Annotated in this window: 15 protein-coding genes; 12 read left to right on the top strand and 3 right to left on the bottom strand. The window is 62.4% G+C overall.

Annotated elements, in window-relative coordinates:
* Positions 1-4 precede the first annotated feature (4 nt).
* From ACL0K2_RS16565 to lnt, 6 genes are all read left to right on the top strand, one after another.
* Positions 5-547, top strand: a complete 543-nt coding sequence (locus ACL0K2_RS16565) for a tetratricopeptide repeat protein (protein ID WP_045163806.1) — start codon at positions 5-7, stop codon at positions 545-547.
* Positions 548-728: 181 nt separating this feature from the next.
* Positions 729-2069, top strand: coding sequence for a tRNA (N6-isopentenyl adenosine(37)-C2)-methylthiotransferase MiaB (miaB, locus tag ACL0K2_RS16560; protein WP_413043056.1), 1341 nt, complete (start codon positions 729-731; stop codon positions 2067-2069).
* A 137-nt stretch (positions 2070-2206) separates the two neighbouring features.
* On the top strand, positions 2207-3214 hold the full coding sequence (locus tag ACL0K2_RS16555) for a PhoH family protein (RefSeq protein WP_045163808.1): 1008 nt from the start codon (positions 2207-2209) through the stop codon (positions 3212-3214).
* Complete coding sequence (ybeY, locus tag ACL0K2_RS16550; protein WP_045163809.1) at positions 3207-3674, top strand: rRNA maturation RNase YbeY; 468 nt, start codon at positions 3207-3209, stop codon at positions 3672-3674. Before ACL0K2_RS16555 ends, ybeY begins: the two co-directional genes overlap by 8 nt.
* A 38-nt stretch (positions 3675-3712) precedes the next feature.
* Positions 3713-4561 (top strand): HlyC/CorC family transporter, encoded by an 849-nt coding sequence (locus ACL0K2_RS16545; protein ID WP_045163810.1) that lies wholly within the window; start codon positions 3713-3715, stop codon positions 4559-4561.
* Between the two features lie 96 nt (positions 4562-4657).
* Positions 4658-6169, top strand: a complete 1512-nt coding sequence (gene lnt / locus ACL0K2_RS16540; RefSeq protein ID WP_239611130.1) for an apolipoprotein N-acyltransferase — start codon at positions 4658-4660, stop codon at positions 6167-6169.
* Positions 6170-6199: 30 nt separating this feature from the next.
* Here lnt and ACL0K2_RS16535 read toward each other — a convergent pair whose 3' ends face one another.
* Both ACL0K2_RS16535 and ACL0K2_RS16530 read right to left on the bottom strand, forming a co-directional pair.
* Positions 6200-6973 (bottom strand): YdcF family protein, encoded by a 774-nt coding sequence (locus ACL0K2_RS16535; protein ID WP_413043055.1) that lies wholly within the window; start codon positions 6971-6973, stop codon positions 6200-6202.
* Positions 6974-7045: 72 nt separating this feature from the next.
* Positions 7046-7501 carry a hypothetical protein gene (locus tag ACL0K2_RS16530; RefSeq protein WP_196298703.1) on the bottom strand — a complete coding sequence of 152 codons (456 nt, stop codon included), beginning with the start codon at positions 7499-7501 and terminating at the stop codon, positions 7046-7048.
* Between the two features lie 256 nt (positions 7502-7757).
* On the opposite strand from ACL0K2_RS16530, the gene leuS reads away from it, so the two are divergent.
* The 6 genes from leuS (at position 7758) to lipA (ending at position 15038) form a co-directional block, all read left to right on the top strand.
* Positions 7758-10364, top strand: a complete 2607-nt coding sequence (leuS, locus tag ACL0K2_RS16525; RefSeq protein ID WP_413043054.1) for a leucine--tRNA ligase — start codon at positions 7758-7760, stop codon at positions 10362-10364.
* A gap of 45 nt (positions 10365-10409) precedes the next feature.
* Positions 10410-11015: an LPS assembly lipoprotein LptE gene (lptE, locus tag ACL0K2_RS16520; RefSeq protein WP_045163814.1), complete on the top strand. Its 606-nt coding sequence runs from the start codon at positions 10410-10412 to the stop codon at positions 11013-11015.
* A 42-nt stretch (positions 11016-11057) separates the two neighbouring features.
* The gene (gene holA / locus ACL0K2_RS16515; protein WP_239611133.1) at positions 11058-12086 is read left to right on the top strand and encodes a DNA polymerase III subunit delta; all 1029 of its coding nucleotides are present in this window, start codon (positions 11058-11060) and stop codon (positions 12084-12086) included.
* 101 nt (positions 12087-12187) lie between these two features.
* Positions 12188-12346 (top strand): alternative ribosome rescue factor ArfA, encoded by a 159-nt coding sequence (gene arfA / locus ACL0K2_RS16510; RefSeq protein WP_021209677.1) that lies wholly within the window; start codon positions 12188-12190, stop codon positions 12344-12346.
* A gap of 60 nt (positions 12347-12406) precedes the next feature.
* Positions 12407-13696, top strand: coding sequence for a lytic murein transglycosylase (locus tag ACL0K2_RS16505; RefSeq protein WP_413043053.1), 1290 nt, complete (start codon positions 12407-12409; stop codon positions 13694-13696).
* 289 nt (positions 13697-13985) lie between these two features.
* Positions 13986-15038, top strand: a complete 1053-nt coding sequence (gene lipA, locus ACL0K2_RS16500) for a lipoyl synthase (protein ID WP_045163817.1) — start codon at positions 13986-13988, stop codon at positions 15036-15038.
* A 96-nt stretch (positions 15039-15134) separates the two neighbouring features.
* Here the strand turns inward: lipA and lipB are convergent, their stop codons facing one another.
* Complete coding sequence (lipB, locus tag ACL0K2_RS16495) at positions 15135-15782, bottom strand: lipoyl(octanoyl) transferase LipB (RefSeq protein ID WP_413043052.1); 648 nt, start codon at positions 15780-15782, stop codon at positions 15135-15137.
* Between the last annotated feature and the right edge of the window lie 46 nt (positions 15783-15828).

Below are 15828 nucleotides of genomic sequence, written 5' to 3'. Positions count from 1 at the left end.
ATCCATGATTCGCACCGGCCGCAGCCTCTTCGTTGGCTGCCTGCTGCTTCTCTCGCCTCTGCCGGCCACGGCAGGAGGCAACTCGCTGCTGATTCCGGCAACTTCCCGCTGCGCGCTGAATACCACCCCGGAAGCGATGCGTGAAGCCCTGCGCGCATGTGAGCAGGCCGCCAGCGAAGGCGATGTGCAAGCGGCCTATGAGCTCGGCGAGTATCACTACGACAATCGCCGCACCCCTCGCGACCTGAGCAAAGCACTGCACTGGTTCGAACAGGCATCGCTGAAGGGGCACGCGTTGGCCCAGCATCGGCTCGGCGTGATGTTCTTTCGCGGCGAAGGCGTGCCTGCGAACAACGTCCAGGCCTATGTGGTACTGAAGATGTCGGCGGTCAACGGCGAGGAGGACGCGCTGGATACGGCCGATCGCGTGTCTGCACAGATGCGCCGCGACGAACTGGAGATTGCCACTCAGGTTCTCGGACAGATCTTTCGTGACTACCTGATGGATCTACAGACCGCCGGCGAAAGCGCTCCGTCGAGGCCGTAACGGCGCAGCTGAACGCCCCGATACCGGTGACCACGCCCTGCCGATCGTTTCAGCTTCAGCGCTCCGCTTCCTGCGCGCCCCTCCGCCAATGCATTTATCCGCTTTACCGGCTTTCGCTTTTATCGTCCCCCGTCCGGCCGTATAATCGCCGGTCATTTTTTGCACAACGCCGGCCCGTAACATGACCCGCAAGCTTTATATCGAAACCCACGGCTGCCAGATGAACGAGTACGACAGCTCACGCATGGTGGACCTGCTGGGCGAGCAACAGCCTCTCGAGATCACCTTGAATCCGGCGGAAGCCGACGTGATCCTGCTCAATACCTGTTCGATTCGAGAAAAAGCGCAGGAAAAAGTATTTTCCCAGCTGGGTCGCTGGCGTGAACTGAAGCTGGACAACCCGCAACTGGTCATCGGTGTTGGCGGCTGCGTGGCGAGCCAGGAAGGTGCGGCGATCCGCGACCGCGCGCCCTACGTGGACGTGGTCTTCGGCCCGCAAACCTTGCACCGGCTGCCGGAGATGATCGACGCGGCACGCACCACGAAGAAGCCGCAGGTCGATATTTCATTCCCCGAGATCGAGAAGTTCGACCGTCTACCCGAGCCCCGCGTCGATGGTCCCACGGCCTTCGTCTCAGTCATGGAAGGCTGCAGCAAATACTGCACCTTCTGCGTCGTGCCCTACACCCGCGGCGAGGAAGTCAGCCGGCCTTTCGACGACGTGCTCGCCGAAGTGATCCACTTGGCTGAAAATGGCGTCCGCGAAGTCACCCTGCTCGGCCAGAACGTCAACGGCTACCGCGGCGCCACTCATGACGGGCGAACCGCCGATCTGGCCGAGTTGATCCGCGTGGTAGCGGCTGTCGACGGCATCGACCGCATCCGCTACACCACCAGCCACCCGTTGGAATTTTCCGATGCGTTGATCCAGGCTCACGCCGAAGTGCCGGAGCTGGTGAAATACCTGCACTTGCCGGTGCAGGCGGGCTCCGATCGTATACTGGCAGCCATGAAGCGCAACCATACGGCGCTGGAGTACAAGTCACGCATTCGCAAGCTGAAAGCGGCGGTACCGGAGATTCTGATCAGTTCTGACTTCATCGTCGGTTTTCCCGGCGAGACCGAGAAGGACTTCGAGCAGACCATGAAGCTGATCGAGGACGTCGGCTTCGACTTTTCCTACTCCTTCGTCTACAGCTCGCGGCCCGGCACACCGGCGGCGGACCTGCTCGACGAGACCCCGGACGAGGTGAAGAAGCAGCGTCTGGCGATCCTGCAACAACGCATCAACCAGCAGGGTTTCGAGAACAGTCGACGAATGGTGGGTACCCAGCAGCGAATTCTCGTCACCGACTACTCTAAAAAAGACCCAGGCATGCTTCAGGGCCGCACCGAGCACAACCGGATCGTCAATTTCCGCTGCGACAATCCAAGGTTGATCGGTCAGTTCGTCGACGTGCATATCGATGACGCCCTCCCGCATTCGCTGCGAGGCACGCTGATCGAACGGGCCGCAAGCTGAGCGGGTCACCGGACAGCGCTCGAGCAGTTTCTGACCGGTAACGTCACGAACGGCCCGAGCCGGCGCGCCGCTGCTTTTTTCGCCGCGCGGCGCTATTCTCATCGAACCTTATTGCAGAGCAGGTCAATCAAAATCCCTTGAACGCCCCTATAGAACCTCATCGTTTCACCCTGGAACCTTTTGAAGCCAACCGCTTCGCCAATCTGTGCGGCCAGTTCGACGAGCATTTGCGCCTGATCGAACAGCGCTTGGAGCTGGAAATCCGCAATCGTGGAAACCAGTTCGAGCTGATCGGGCCAACCGACGTCACCAAAGCGGCGGAACACCTGCTGCGACGCCTGTACCGCGAGACTAAGAGCAACGAGCTCTCGCCCGACATGGTTCACCTGTTCCTGCAGGAGTCGGCGATGGAGGAGTTGAACAACTCGTCCACCACGCCGAACATTTCGCTTCGCACCCGAAAAGGCAATATTCGCCCACGCGGTGCCAATCAACAGCGCTACGTACAGTCGATCCTCGACAACGACATCAACTTCGGCATTGGCCCGGCCGGTACCGGCAAGACCTATCTGGCCGTCGCCTGCGCCGTCGATGCGCTGGAGCGCGAGCAGATCCGCCGTATCCTGCTCGTGCGCCCAGCGGTCGAGGCCGGTGAAAAGCTGGGGTTCCTGCCGGGCGATCTGGCGCAGAAGATCGATCCCTATTTGCGCCCGCTCTACGACGCCCTTTATGAAATGCTCGGCTTCGAGCACGTGGCACGGCTGATCGAGAAACAGGTTATCGAGATCGCACCGCTGGCTTACATGCGTGGGCGGACCCTGAACAACAGCTTCATCATCCTTGACGAGAGCCAGAACACCACGCTGGAACAGATGAAGATGTTTCTCACCCGGATCGGCTTCGGCTCCACTGCGGTGATCACCGGCGACATCACCCAGGTTGATCTGCCGCGCGGCACCAAGAGCGGCCTCGCGCATGTGATCGAAGTGCTCAAGGACGTCAACGGCATCAGCTTCACTCACTTCAAACCCAAGGATGTGGTGCGCCACCCGCTGGTGCAGCGCATCGTCGAAGCCTACGAGGCCTTCGAAGACCGCCAGCCCCCGGCTGGCAAACGTAGCACTGCGGACAATCGCGATGATTGAGCTTGATGTGCAGTGCGCTAGCAACGGCGCCGTACCTGACGAGGCAGACCTTCGCCGCTGGTGCGAGCTGGCCTTGCGTCAGCGCAGCGCGGATTCCGAACTGACCATCCGCCTGGTGGACGAACCCGAGGGCCGCGAGCTGAATCACACCTGGCGCCAGAAGGACTACGCCACCAACGTGCTGTCCTTTCCGGCGGACGTACCGGACGGGCCGGGCGGCGTTCCGCTGCTGGATATCCCGCTGCTGGGCGACCTGGTGATCTGCGTGCCGGTGGTGGAGCGCGAAGCGGCCGAACAAGGCAAGACATTGCCGGCGCACTGGGCCCACCTGGTCATTCATGGCTGCCTGCATCTGCTCGGCTACGATCACCTCGAAGACGACGAAGCCGAAGAAATGGAAAGCCTCGAGCGTCAACTGTTGGCCGAACTGGGTCACGCCGACCCTTACGCCACCGAATAGCCCGAACGGGCAACTGCAAGGACCATTGAGTCAAAAACATGAGCGAAGACCGATCGAGCAACGGGCAGAAGTCCTGGTTTGGGAAAATCACCCAGGCTTTTGCCCAGGAGCCGAAAAATCGTGAGGAGCTGCTGGAAGTATTGCGCGGCGCCCACCAGAACAAACTGCTGGACAACGAAGCCCTGGCGATCGTCGAGGGCGCCATCCAGGTGGCCGACCTGCAAGTACGCGACATCATGGTGCCGCGCTCACAAGTCATGAGCATCCGCGCCGACCAGTCGCCGAAGGAGTTCCTACCGGCCATCATCTCTGCCGCCCACTCGCGCTATCCGGTGGTCGGCGATAGCCTCGACGAGGTGATCGGGGTACTGCTGGCCAAGGATTTGCTGCCGCTGATCCTGCAGGACGAACAACAGCCTTTCGACATCAAGGACCTGCTGCGCCCGGCCACCTTTGTTCCCGAATCCAAGCGCCTCAACGTGCTGTTGCGCGAGTTCCGCGCGAACCACAGCCACATGGCCATCGTCATCGACGAATACGGCGGTGTCGCCGGGCTGGTGACCATTGAAGACGTACTTGAGCAGATCGTCGGCGACATCGAAGACGAGCACGACATCGAGGAAGACAGCTATATCCGCCCGCTGCCCAGCGGCGACTTTCTGGTCAAGGCGCTAACGCCGATCGACAGCTTCAACGAGTTCTTCGACAGCGAGTTTCCCGACGAAGAATTCGACACCGTGGCCGGACTGGTGATGAGCACATTCGGCCATCTACCCAAGCGCAACGAGGTGACCGAAATCGACGGTTTCCGCTTCCGCGTGCTGAATGCCGACAGCCGCCGCGTGCACATGCTGCGCCTAACGCGCACTGAGACGGAAAACCGCTAGGCTCCCTGCCGGCGCAGCGAAACCTTCGGTAGACTCGTCCGCTCCGTATTCCCGCCGCCGGTCACCGTACCGGCGGCAGTCTTTCAAGGAAGTCCCATGCGCTGGATCACCCGCCCCGGCTGGCCGGGCAACCTGCTGGCGCTTGCCGCTGGCGCCCTGACCACCCTATCGCTCGCACCGTTCGACATTTGGCCGCTGGCCCTGTTGTCGATCGGGCTGATCTATCTCGGCCTACGCGAGCTGGCACCAAAGCAGGCCGCCGGTCGCGGCTGGTGCTACGGGTTCGGCTTGTTCGCCTCCGGCGTCAGCTGGGTCTACGTCAGCATCCACGACTTCGGCGCAGCTCCACCCATCCTGGCGGGGACCTTGACCCTGGGCTTCGTTGCCGGCCTGGCCTTGTTTTTCGCGCTGCTTGGCTGGCTCTGGTCGCGCTGGCTCCGACCGGCCAGCGCACCGCTACTCGCCGCGCTTGTGTTCGCCGCGCTGTGGCTCGCGCTTGACGCGCTGCGCGGCTGGGTACTGACGGGCTTCCCCTGGCTCTATGCCGGCTACAGCCAGCTTGAAGGTCCGTTGGCCGGGCTCGCCCCCCTTGGTGGCGTCTGGCTGCTGAGCTTCGTGATCGTACTGACCGCCACCCTGTTGATAGAACTGCCCCGCCTGGCCGCTCACAAGGGTGCGTTGATTGGCTCGCTGGCCGCACTGGCGCTGCTCTGGGGCGGCGCACTGGGGATCGGTCAGCACGCCTGGACAACCACCAAGGGTGAGCCGATCACAGTCGCCGCGGTGCAGGGAAATGTCGCCCAGAGCATCAAATGGGACCCCAAAAAGCTCGAAATGCAACTGCTGCTCTACCGCGACATGACGTTCCATAGTCGTCCCGCCGACCTCATCGTCTGGCCGGAAACCGCCGTACCGATCCTCAAGGAGCACGCCGAAGGCTATCTGAGCATGATGAGCCGCTTCGCCAATGATCGACAGTCAGCCTTGATCACCGGGGTACCTATACGCCAGCCCAACGCCGAGGGCGAGCTGCGCTACTACAATGGCCTGACTACCGCCGGCGACGCGCAGGGCACCTATCTGAAACAGAAACTGGTGCCCTTCGGCGAATACGTCCCTCTGCAGGACTTGCTGCGCGGTCTGATCGCCTTCTTCGATCTGCCGATGTCCGACTTCGCCCGTGGCACGCCGGAGCAAACACTGCTTCAGGCAAAGGGTTACCAAATCGCGCCGTTCATCTGCTACGAAGTCGTCTATCCGGAGTTCGCCGCCAGCCTCGCAGCGCAGAGCGACATGCTGCTCACGGTCAGCAACGACGCCTGGTTCGGTCATTCCATCGGGCCGCTGCAGCATTTGCAGATGGCACAGATGCGCGCGCTGGAAGCCGGCCGCTGGATGATTCGTGCCACCAACAACGGCGTTACGGTGCTCATCGACCCACAGGGTCAAATCACCGAACGGATCCCTGCGTTCGAGGAGAGCGTGCTCTATGGTGAGGTCACCCCCATGCAAGGATTGACGCCCTATCTGCAATGGCGCTCCTGGCCCTTGATCGTGGTGTGCGTGTTGTTGCTCGGCTGGGGTGTGGTGCGCCGCCGGCGGACCTGAACAGCGTCAGCCCGGCCGATCGGCAAAACGTTATTGGCCGTCGCCGTCATATAGCAGCGGATAGACCAGCATGCCCACTGCCTCGTTGAGCAGCATGCCGTTCTGCCAGACGGCTTTCGACTCGGGCAGCCATCCCCCGAACGGCCTTCCGTTGGGTACGCCGACGAAGCCCACGGGCGCCGGGATGACTTCAAGTCCGAACTGCTCGAAGCACCAGCGTGACCTTGGCATGTGCGACGCCGAGGTCACCAGAACAATTCGTTCGATGCCACCTGCCTTCAGCAGCTCGGCACTATAGCGTGCGTTTTCCCAGGTGGTGCGGCTGCGCTCCTCGAGCCATCGGGTTTGAGTCGCAAAATCGTGCTGCAGCGTTTCAGCAGCGAGCAAGGCTTCGCTGGGAGGTTCACCATAGTGCAGCCCCCCACTGGCGAGGATCGGCAGACCGGAGGCCTTGGCCAGGCGCGATGCATAGCGCAGCCGTTCAAGGGCGATATGGCTGGGCTGATCGTCTTCCCAGGCGGGATCGGCCTGCTCTCGGCCGGCGCCAAGCACCACAATCGCCTGCGCCCGCTGCTCGAGGCCGCTCCACTGCGATCGATCCAAAGCCACTTCGCTTTCGATCATGCGCGCCGCCCACTCCACCGTGACCGGCAAGCTCATCAACCACAACCCTCCGAACCCCAGCACGAAACAGAGCGCGGCCAGACGCGGCGCACGACGTCTAAGCCACCAGGCGGCGAGCAATAGCAATAACAGGCCACCCGGCGGCAGCAGCAGTTGTTTGAAGAAATAGCGAATCGGCATGTGCAGCTCCGGCAGATCGGTCGCTGCAACTTTACATGCCAGGGCGTCCGCTTGTCGGCAGCACGGACGCCGTCAGTGCTTTGGGTAGGTATGTAATCGCTGCCTCGCTCGGAGCAGTTGAGAGCCACAGGCCGAACAGGCGACCGGCCCTGCACCCTCCGGCCAATTCACGCTGGCGCCGCATAGCGCGCAATTCATCGCCTGCTGGAGGGACAGGGGTGCCTGCTTGCTCCGTTTGCCCGGATGAGGATGATGGCGCAGCACATTGCGCAGTGCCGGGCGCGTCGCCTGGCGCACCAACTGTGCCTGTTCTTCGGCCGCCGCATGCCAGCCCGAAAGCCATTGCGAATCCTGCTGCAGATAAGCGCGGATCAGATCGAACTCCGCCGGCGTCAGCCCACCGACTTCCAACTCGGTCGCGCCGGCATCGCTGCCCGCGGTCCGTTCCGCCTCTTCCAAGGCCACCGTCAGCCGCTGCAGCACGCGTCCGTAAAGGTTGCCCTCATCTGCTTGGCGCTCTTTACCCATGATTCACCTCTTCGTTCGTCCCGCCCCCTGTACAAGCGTAGCTCACACCAGAACGACGACGATGCCCGCGACCAACGGGGCCGTGCAGCGCCGGCAAATCGGGTTTCCCTCGGTCACGGGGGGTCATGTATGCTACGGCGCTTCCATGCTTTCGCATTCAGCCCGTTGCGCCGCCGTCTTCGCCAGGTCTCACCCGGCATTTCCGCAGCCCGTGGCCGCTTAGCGAACAGCCAGCCCCTATTCAACGCCAGTAGCCATGCACGAACAGTATCAGCCCCGCGAGATCGAAGCCGCCGCGCAGTCCCACTGGGACGCGCAGAAATCCTTTGAAGTGAGTGAACAGCCAGGCAAGGACACCTTCTACTGCCTGTCGATGTTCCCCTACCCCAGCGGCAAGCTGCACATGGGCCACGTGCGCAACTACACCATCGGTGACGTGATTGCGCGCTACCAGCGCATGCAGGGCAAGAACGTGCTGCAACCCATGGGCTGGGACGCGTTCGGCATGCCCGCCGAGAACGCGGCGATGAAGAACAAGGTCGCGCCGGCCAAGTGGACCTACGAAAACATCGACTACATGCGCACCCAGCTGAAGAGCCTGGGCTTGGCGGTCGATTGGACGCGGGAAGTCACCACCTGCAAGCCCGACTATTACCGCTGGGAGCAGTGGCTGTTCACACGGCTTTACGAAAAGGGCGTGATCTACCGCAAGAACGGCACCGTCAACTGGGACCCGGTCGACCAGACCGTGCTGGCCAACGAGCAGGTCATCGATGGCCGCGGCTGGCGTTCCGGCGCGCTGATCGAGAAGCGCGAAATCCCCATGTACTACTTCAAAATCACCGCTTACGCGGATGAACTTCTGGAGAGTCTGGACGAGCTGGACGGCTGGCCCGAGCAGGTCAAGACCATGCAGCGCAACTGGATCGGCAAGTCGCGCGGAATGGAGATCAGCTTCCCCTACGACGTTGCCAGCATCGGCAGCGAAGGCGTGATGAAGGTATTCACCACCCGTCCCGACACGCTGATGGGCGCCACCTATGTTGCCGTGGCGGCTGAACATCCGCTGGCCACTCTCGCTGCCCAGAACAACCCTGAACTGCAAGCATTCATCGATGAATGCAAGCGCGGCGGCGTCGCCGAGGCGGATATTGCCACCCAGGAAAAGAAAGGCCTCGCCACCGCTCTGCGCGTCCAGCACCCGCTGACCGGCGAGCTACTGCCGGTCTGGGTCGCCAACTACGTGCTGATGAACTACGGCGAAGGCGCTGTGATGGCCGTACCCGCCCATGACGAGCGCGACTTTGCCTTTGCGAGCAAATACGATCTGCCTATCAAACCGGTGGTGCGCACCAGCGCTGGCGACGAGACGCCTGCGCCTTGGCAGGACGCTTATGGCGACCACGGTGAGCTGATCAACTCCGGCGAATTCAATGGCCTGGACTTCGATGGCGCTTTCGACGCAATGGAAGTCGCTCTCCAGAACAAGGGCCTCGGCCAGGCTCGCACCCAGTTCCGCCTGCGCGACTGGGGCATCAGTCGCCAGCGCTACTGGGGCTGCCCGATTCCGATCATCCATTGCGAAACCTGCGGCGATGTGCCAGTACCGGAAGATCAGCTGCCGGTGGTTCTGCCCGAAGACGTGGTCCCGGACGGCGCCGGTTCGCCGCTGGCACGCATGCCGGAATTCTATGACTGCAGCTGCCCCAAGTGCGGCGCCGCAGCCAAGCGTGAAACCGACACCATGGACACCTTCGTCGAATCGTCCTGGTACTTTGCCCGTTACGCTTCGCCGCACTACGACCAAGGTATGGTCGACCCCGCCGCAGCCAATCACTGGCTGCCCGTGGACCAGTACATCGGCGGCATCGAGCATGCGATCCTGCACCTGCTCTATGCGCGCTTCTTCCACAAGCTGATGCGTGATGAGGGGCTGGTCAGCTCCAACGAGCCGTTCAGAAACCTGTTGACCCAGGGCATGGTAGTCGCCGACACCTACTACCGTACCCTGGAGAACGGCGGCAAGGACTGGTTCAACCCGGCCGACGTCATTGTCGAGCGTGATGCCAAGGCCAAGGTCGTCGGCGCCAAGCTCGCCAGCGACGGCCTACCGGTGGAGATCGGCGGCACCGAGAAGATGTCCAAGTCAAAGAACAACGGTGTCGACCCGCAGGCCATGATTGATTCCTACGGCGCCGATACCTGCCGCCTGTTCATGATGTTCGCCTCGCCACCGGACATGAGCCTGGAATGGTCCGATTCCGGCGTCGAAGGCGCCAGCCGCTTCCTGCGCCGCGTCTGGCGCCTGGCGCACGCCCATGTCAGCACTGGCGCCATCGCCCCGCTGGACATTTCCAGCTTGAGTGATGAGCAGAAAGCCGTACGCCGGGCCATCCATCTGGCCATCAAGCAGGCCAGCCAGGATGTCGGTCAGCACCACAAATTCAACACGGCCATCGCACAGGTGATGACCCTGATGAACGTGCTGGAAAAGGCCGCTGCCGAAAGCGAGCAGGATCGTGCGTTGCTGCAGGAAGGTCTGGAAACCGTCGCCCTGCTGCTGGCGCCGATCACCCCCCACATTTGCCATGAACTCTGGCAGCAGCTGGGTAAAAACGGCGCGATTATCGACGCCCAGTGGCCGAAGGTTGACGAATCTGCGCTGGTTCAGGACTGCCTGACGCTGGTTGTTCAGGTCAACGGCAAGCTGCGCGGGCAGATCGAAGTGCCGGCCGGTGCCAGCCGCGAGGCCGTCGAAGCCAGTGCACGCGCCAACGAGAACGTGGTGCGTTTCACCGAAGGCCTGACCATCCGCAAGGTCATCGTGGTGCCGGGCAAACTGGTCAATATCGTCGCTAATTGAATTCGCCCTGGCGCAGTGCGCCAAGGCTGACAAGGGGATAACAAGATGATCAAACGCAATCTCGCGGTGGCCGGCCTGGCCCTGCTCCTGAGCGCCTGCGGTTTCCAGTTGCGTGGCACCGGTGACACCAGTTTCGCTCTTGATGAGCTCAACCTTGAGGCCCGCGACAGCTATGGCGAGACTGCTACGCAGCTCGAAGAGCTACTCAAGGACAACGGCGTACGCGTCTATCCGGGTGCGCGCTACACCCTGGACCTGGTACGCGAGCAGACCCGCCAGCGCACCGCCAGCTATACGACTGCGGCGCGCAGTGCCGAATACGAACTGACCAGTGTGCTCGACTACGAATTCCGCGGCCCGCAGAACACCGTTCTGCTACAGGACAGCGTTGAGGTGCAGAAAGTCTATGTACACGACAGCAGCAATCTCATCGGTTCCGACCAGGAAGCTGGCCAGCTTCGTCAGGAAATGCGCCGCGAAGTCCTGCAACAGCTGAGCATGCGTATCCGCGGCATTACCCCGGCGGAACTCGACAGACTGCAACAGACTGCCGAAGCCAAGAAGCGTGCAGAAGCCGAGGCCATCGAAGCACAGATACGCGAGCAGAGCTCACAGCCGCAGCAATCCCCCATCGAACTGCCCATTCAGTGATGAAGAGGCAGCCACCGCCGGTGGCTGCCTTCTCTCGAACGCATGAAGCTTTCCCCTGCCCAACTCGCCAAGCACCTGCAAGGCCCCCTATCGCCAGTCTATGTAGTCAGCGGCGATGAGCATCTGCTCTGCCAGGAAGCCTGCGATGCCATCCGCGGCGCCTGCCGTCAGCAGGACTTTACCGAGCGCCAGGTGCTCAACGTGGAGACCGGCTTCGACTGGGGGCAACTCATCGAAGCCGGTGCAAGCCTTTCGCTGTTTGCCGAGAGACGCCTGCTGGAGTTGCGCATCCCCAACGGCAAGCCTGGCGACAAGGGCGCCGCCGCACTGATCGAGTACCTCGCACGTCCCGCCGAAGACACCGTGCTGCTGATCAGCCTGCCCAAGCTCGACGGCAACACGCAAAAGACCAAGTGGGCCAAGGCGCTGATCGACGGCAAGCAGGTGCAGTTTCTGCAGATCTGGCCGGTGGACGCTCAACAGTTGCCGCAGTGGATTCGCCAGCGCCTATCGCAGGCCGGACTGGCCGCCGATCAGGACGCCGTGGAGCTGATTGCGGCGCGTGTCGAGGGCAACCTGCTGGCCGCCGCGCAGGAAATCGAGAAGCTCAAGCTCCTCGCCGAAGACGGCCAGGTGACGGCCGAGACGGTGCAGGCGGCCGTCGCCGACAGCGCCCGCTACGACGTGTTCGGCCTGATCGATGCGGCGCTACTGGGCCAGCCGGAGCACATCCTGCAGATGCTCACGGGCCTGCGTGGTGAGGGTGTCGAAGCGCCCGTCATTCTCTGGGCCGTGGCTCGCGAGGTTCGCCAACTGGCCAACATTGCACAGCAGTACAGCCAAGGCGTGCCTCTCGATCGCGCCTTCAGCCAGGCCCGCCCTCCGGTTTGGGACAAGCGCAAGCCGTTGGTCAGCAAGGCGCTGCAGCGCCACGACGCCGCAGGCTGGCAACGCCTGCTGATGGATGCGCAGCGTATCGACGAGCAGATCAAAGGGCAGGCCGAGGGTGACCCCTGGGTTGGCTTGACGAATCTATGCCTTCAGCTGAGCGGACGACGGATCAGGCTGTAGCGCTTATCGCTTCAAGCCGCTATGCCGCCATGGGTTCTGGACATTTTTTGTACAAACCTTATGATGCCTCCGCTCGATCACGGGCAATCAGGAGAGAGATGATGAGCAAGCAACGAAAACGGCCAAACAAGGCTAAATCACTGGTGGCGCAACCCCTGTTTCGCAGCCGCCAGGAACAACCGAAAAAAGGCAAAGGCAGCTACCGCCGTGAAGCCTCCCAGTCGACAAACTGGGAGGCTTCGGTCCTTCTGGCGGCTTGAAAAGCCAAGCAAATCAAAGCGTGTTAATGTCACGTGCCATTGACTTGCCGAGAGTGGTGCATGCTTTACACCTTCGTTCCGATATTGCTGTTGCGCACCCTGATTGCCGGATCAGCCCTGAGCATCATGGTCGCTTGCGCCGCCGAGCCCGCCATGCCGGACACACCCGGTCAGCCGTTGCCGGCCATTATTGAGCGCACCTCGAGCGAGCCGGCTGAATCCGCTCTGCCACAGCAAAGCTTCGCGCAGTGGCGCGACGCGTTTCGTAGTGAAGCCCTTCAGGCCGGGATATCCGCCCAGCTGTTTGACCGCGCCTTCGCAGGGGTAACACCTGATCCGAGCGTTATCACCGCCGATCGCAGCCAACCGGAATTCACCCGACCGGTCTGGCAATACCTGGACGGCGCCCTTTCGCGACAACGCGTCGATGGCGGCAAACGACTGTTGAGCCAACATCAAGCGACGCTGGACGACATAGAAAAGCGCTACGGCGTAGACCGCACTACCCTGGTGGCGATCTGGGGGCTGGAAAGCAGTTATGGGCAAATCGTGGGTGACAAGGGCGTGATCCGCTCGCTGGCCACTCTCGCACACGAAGGTCGACGCCCCGACTTCGCCAAAAGCCAGCTGTTGGCAGCGCTGGAGATCCTTGACCACGGCGATGTCACTGCCGATCAACTGCGCGGCTCCTGGGCTGGTGCGATGGGCCAGACGCAGTTCATTCCGACCACCTATAACACCCACGCAGTGGATTTCGACGGGGACGGCCGTCGGGATATCTGGAACAGTTCGGCCGATGCCCTGGCCTCGGCCGCGCATTATCTGCAGGCCTCAGGATGGAAAGCCGGACAGCCGTGGGGTTTCGAGGTCCGCCTGCCTGAAGCATTCGACTACGCACTGGCCGATAGCAGCATCCGCAAGCCGTTGGCCGAATGGCGTCGCCTGGGCCTGAGCGGGCTGCCCGCAGGCATGGACGAGGCGAGCGCCAGCCTTTTGCTTCCTGCCGGTTACCGTGGCCCTGCGTTTCTGGTAATGGATAATTTTCGGGCGATCTTGCGCTACAACAATTCGTCGTCCTATGCGTTGGCGATCGGCCTGCTGTCCGAGCGCTTCACCGGCGCGGGCCAAGTGCGCGCAAGCTGGCCGCAGGGTGAGCAGCCCCTGAGTCGTTCCGAGCGCCTTGAGCTGCAGGAGCGTCTGGCAAACCAGGGCTTCGATCCTGGCGCTGCCGACGGCATCATCGGGGCCAACACCCGAAATGCAATCCGTAGTTTCCAACAACAGCTGGGCTGGCCCGCCGACGGTCACCCGACCCAGGAGTTGCTCGGCCGGCTGCGCGCAGAGCCTTAGCGAGCGTGGCCGAACGATTCGGCCACGCTTTGCCCAGAGCCACACACTCCCGCGAGCAGTTGCGCAGCGTCGGAGCCTGTACTCGTCAGTAATACAGCCCTCTGTTAGCCCCCATGAAGCGCAGGTGTAGTTCAGCCGCGGGACAACACTGGCGACGCCACAGCACGGCCCCTGCGGCAGCCGACTGCACGCCTCGCTGGGCGGACTGAACGGTCAGCGCCTGTGATAAACTGCGCGGCGGCCACAAGCCGCCTCGTCCACGGAGCCTCTAGCGGAGCCCAGAAAGCCGATGTCCGAAACCTCCCAGCCCAAGACCGTTGCCAGCGGCGAAAAATTCCGCACCACCCAGGGCATCACCGCGATCAAGGACGGGCAGAAGCGCCGCGCCTCGAGCGAACCCCAGGTGTTCGAACCCAAGCCCAAGTGGCTGCGAGTCAAGGCACCCAGCGGTAGCCGCTTCGAAGCGGTCAAGCGTAATGTCGGCGAACACCGCCTGAGCACCGTATGCCAGGAATCCCACTGCCCGAACATGGGCGAATGCTGGTCCAACGGCACAGCCACCATCATGCTGATGGGCTCGGTGTGCACCCGCGCGTGCCGCTTCTGCGCGGTGGACACGGGCAACCCCAACGGCTGGCTGGATCAGGAAGAGCCACAGAACACAGCCAAGTCGGTGGAGCTGATGGCGCTGCGCTATATCGTGCTGACCTCGGTAGACCGCGACGACCTGGACGACGGCGGTGCCGCGCACTATGCCGCCTGTGTTCGCGCCATCAAGGAGCGCACCCCGCAAGTGGTCGTAGAGGCCCTGACCCCGGACTTCGACGGAGACCTGCAAGCCATCGAACGTGTAGCGGACTCTGGACTGGAGGTCTTCGCGCAGAACGTCGAGACGGTCAAACGCCTGACCCGTGAAGTGCGCGACCCCCGCGCCGGCTACGAGAAGACCTTGCGCGTGCTGGAGCATGCCAAGCGCCATCGTCCGAAGATGCTGACCAAGACCAGCCTGATGCTGGGCTTGGGAGAAAGCGACGAGGAAGTGCTGGAGACCATGGATGACCTGCGCGCCATCGGCGTGGACATCCTGACCCTTGGCCAGTACCTGCAGCCAACCCGCAACCACCTACCGGTCAAGCGCTGGGTCACCCCGGAAGAATTCAACCGTTTCCGCGAAATTGGCCTAGAAAAAGGCTTTATGGAAGTCGCCGCCGGCCCGCTGGTGCGCTCCAGCTACCGAGCCGACCGGGTGTTCGAAAAGAACAACCTGGGACTGGCCGCTCCGGTGCCGGTTCCAGGCCAGCCGTTCGATAGCAGCCTGATTCCGACCCTCAATCTGAACTGATCGGGTCGAACAACGCCTGCCCTCAGGCCGAGCCTGGGGCAGGCGTTTTTGTATCCGCATGCCTCGCCGCTCAGACTGAATAAGCACGCGCCCCACCTAGCAGCCTATTACTGTACCCGCCAGGGTCTGCTGCTGCGCGTAGCCGAGGTGCTTGACCAGTCGTTCACGCAAGCGGGCGCTGACTTCGGAAAAGACTACAGGGCCAGCGATCAGATCAGCCAGCTGGGTCATGGCCATGCCGGCGTAGCCGCAGGGATTGATCCGCCCGAAGGGCTCCAGATCCATGTCCACATTGAGCGCCAGACCGTGAAATGAACGCCCGTTACGGATGCGTAGACCGAGCGAAGCGATCTTCGCTCCCTCCACATAGACGCCTGGCGCGTCGGGCTTGGAGATGGCCTGTACATCGTAGCTGGCCAGCAACTCGATAAGACTCTGCTCGATGCGACTGACCAGGTCTCGGACACCTATGCCTAGCCGTCTGACATCCAACAGCAGGTAGCACACCAGTTGCCCCGGGCCATGGTAGGTCACCTGCCCACCTCGGTCAGCCTGAATCACCGGAATGTCCCCGGGCAACAGCAGGTGCTCGGCCTTGCCGGCTTGTCCCTGGGTGAATACCGGCGGGTGCTGCAACAGCCAAATCTCGTCATCGGTGGCCGGCCCACGCTCATTGGTGAAGCACTGCATCGCCTGCCAGGCAGTCTGATACTCCACCAGCCCGAGCTCGCGAACACCGAGCATCACCGCACCCATTTCCGAAGGCCAGCTCTACATGCACCGCATACAA

Origin of the sequence: Pseudomonas sp. YJ42 (assembly GCF_047225135.1) — a bacterium.
GTDB classification, from domain to species: Bacteria; Pseudomonadota; Gammaproteobacteria; order Pseudomonadales; family Pseudomonadaceae; genus Stutzerimonas; species Stutzerimonas stutzeri_E.
Note: the sequence above shows the minus strand (reverse complement) of the source record. Positions and strands in the feature narration are given on the sequence as shown.

What these genes read in the sequence shown, in the direction of transcription:
- lipB (WP_413043052.1), bottom strand. Translation starts at nt 15,782, where the DNA reads ATGCTCGGTGTTCGCGAGCTCGGGCTGGTGGAGTATCAGACTGCCTGG.
- ACL0K2_RS16535 (WP_413043055.1), bottom strand. Translation starts at nt 6,973, where the DNA reads ATGCCGATTCGCTATTTCTTCAAACAACTGCTGCTGCCGCCGGGTGGC.
- arfA (WP_021209677.1), top strand. Translation starts at nt 12,188, where the DNA reads ATGAGCAAGCAACGAAAACGGCCAAACAAGGCTAAATCACTGGTGGCG.
- holA (WP_239611133.1), top strand. Translation starts at nt 11,058, where the DNA reads ATGAAGCTTTCCCCTGCCCAACTCGCCAAGCACCTGCAAGGCCCCCTA.
- ACL0K2_RS16545 (WP_045163810.1), top strand. Translation starts at nt 3,713, where the DNA reads ATGAGCGAAGACCGATCGAGCAACGGGCAGAAGTCCTGGTTTGGGAAA.
- lnt (WP_239611130.1), top strand. Translation starts at nt 4,658, where the DNA reads ATGCGCTGGATCACCCGCCCCGGCTGGCCGGGCAACCTGCTGGCGCTT.
- lptE (WP_045163814.1), top strand. Translation starts at nt 10,410, where the DNA reads ATGATCAAACGCAATCTCGCGGTGGCCGGCCTGGCCCTGCTCCTGAGC.
- ACL0K2_RS16530 (WP_196298703.1), bottom strand. Translation starts at nt 7,501, where the DNA reads ATGGGTAAAGAGCGCCAAGCAGATGAGGGCAACCTTTACGGACGCGTG.
- lipA (WP_045163817.1), top strand. Translation starts at nt 13,986, where the DNA reads ATGTCCGAAACCTCCCAGCCCAAGACCGTTGCCAGCGGCGAAAAATTC.
- ybeY (WP_045163809.1), top strand. Translation starts at nt 3,207, where the DNA reads ATGATTGAGCTTGATGTGCAGTGCGCTAGCAACGGCGCCGTACCTGAC.
- ACL0K2_RS16505 (WP_413043053.1), top strand. Translation starts at nt 12,407, where the DNA reads ATGCTTTACACCTTCGTTCCGATATTGCTGTTGCGCACCCTGATTGCC.
- ACL0K2_RS16565 (WP_045163806.1), top strand. Translation starts at nt 5, where the DNA reads ATGATTCGCACCGGCCGCAGCCTCTTCGTTGGCTGCCTGCTGCTTCTC.
- miaB (WP_413043056.1), top strand. Translation starts at nt 729, where the DNA reads ATGACCCGCAAGCTTTATATCGAAACCCACGGCTGCCAGATGAACGAG.
- leuS (WP_413043054.1), top strand. Translation starts at nt 7,758, where the DNA reads ATGCACGAACAGTATCAGCCCCGCGAGATCGAAGCCGCCGCGCAGTCC.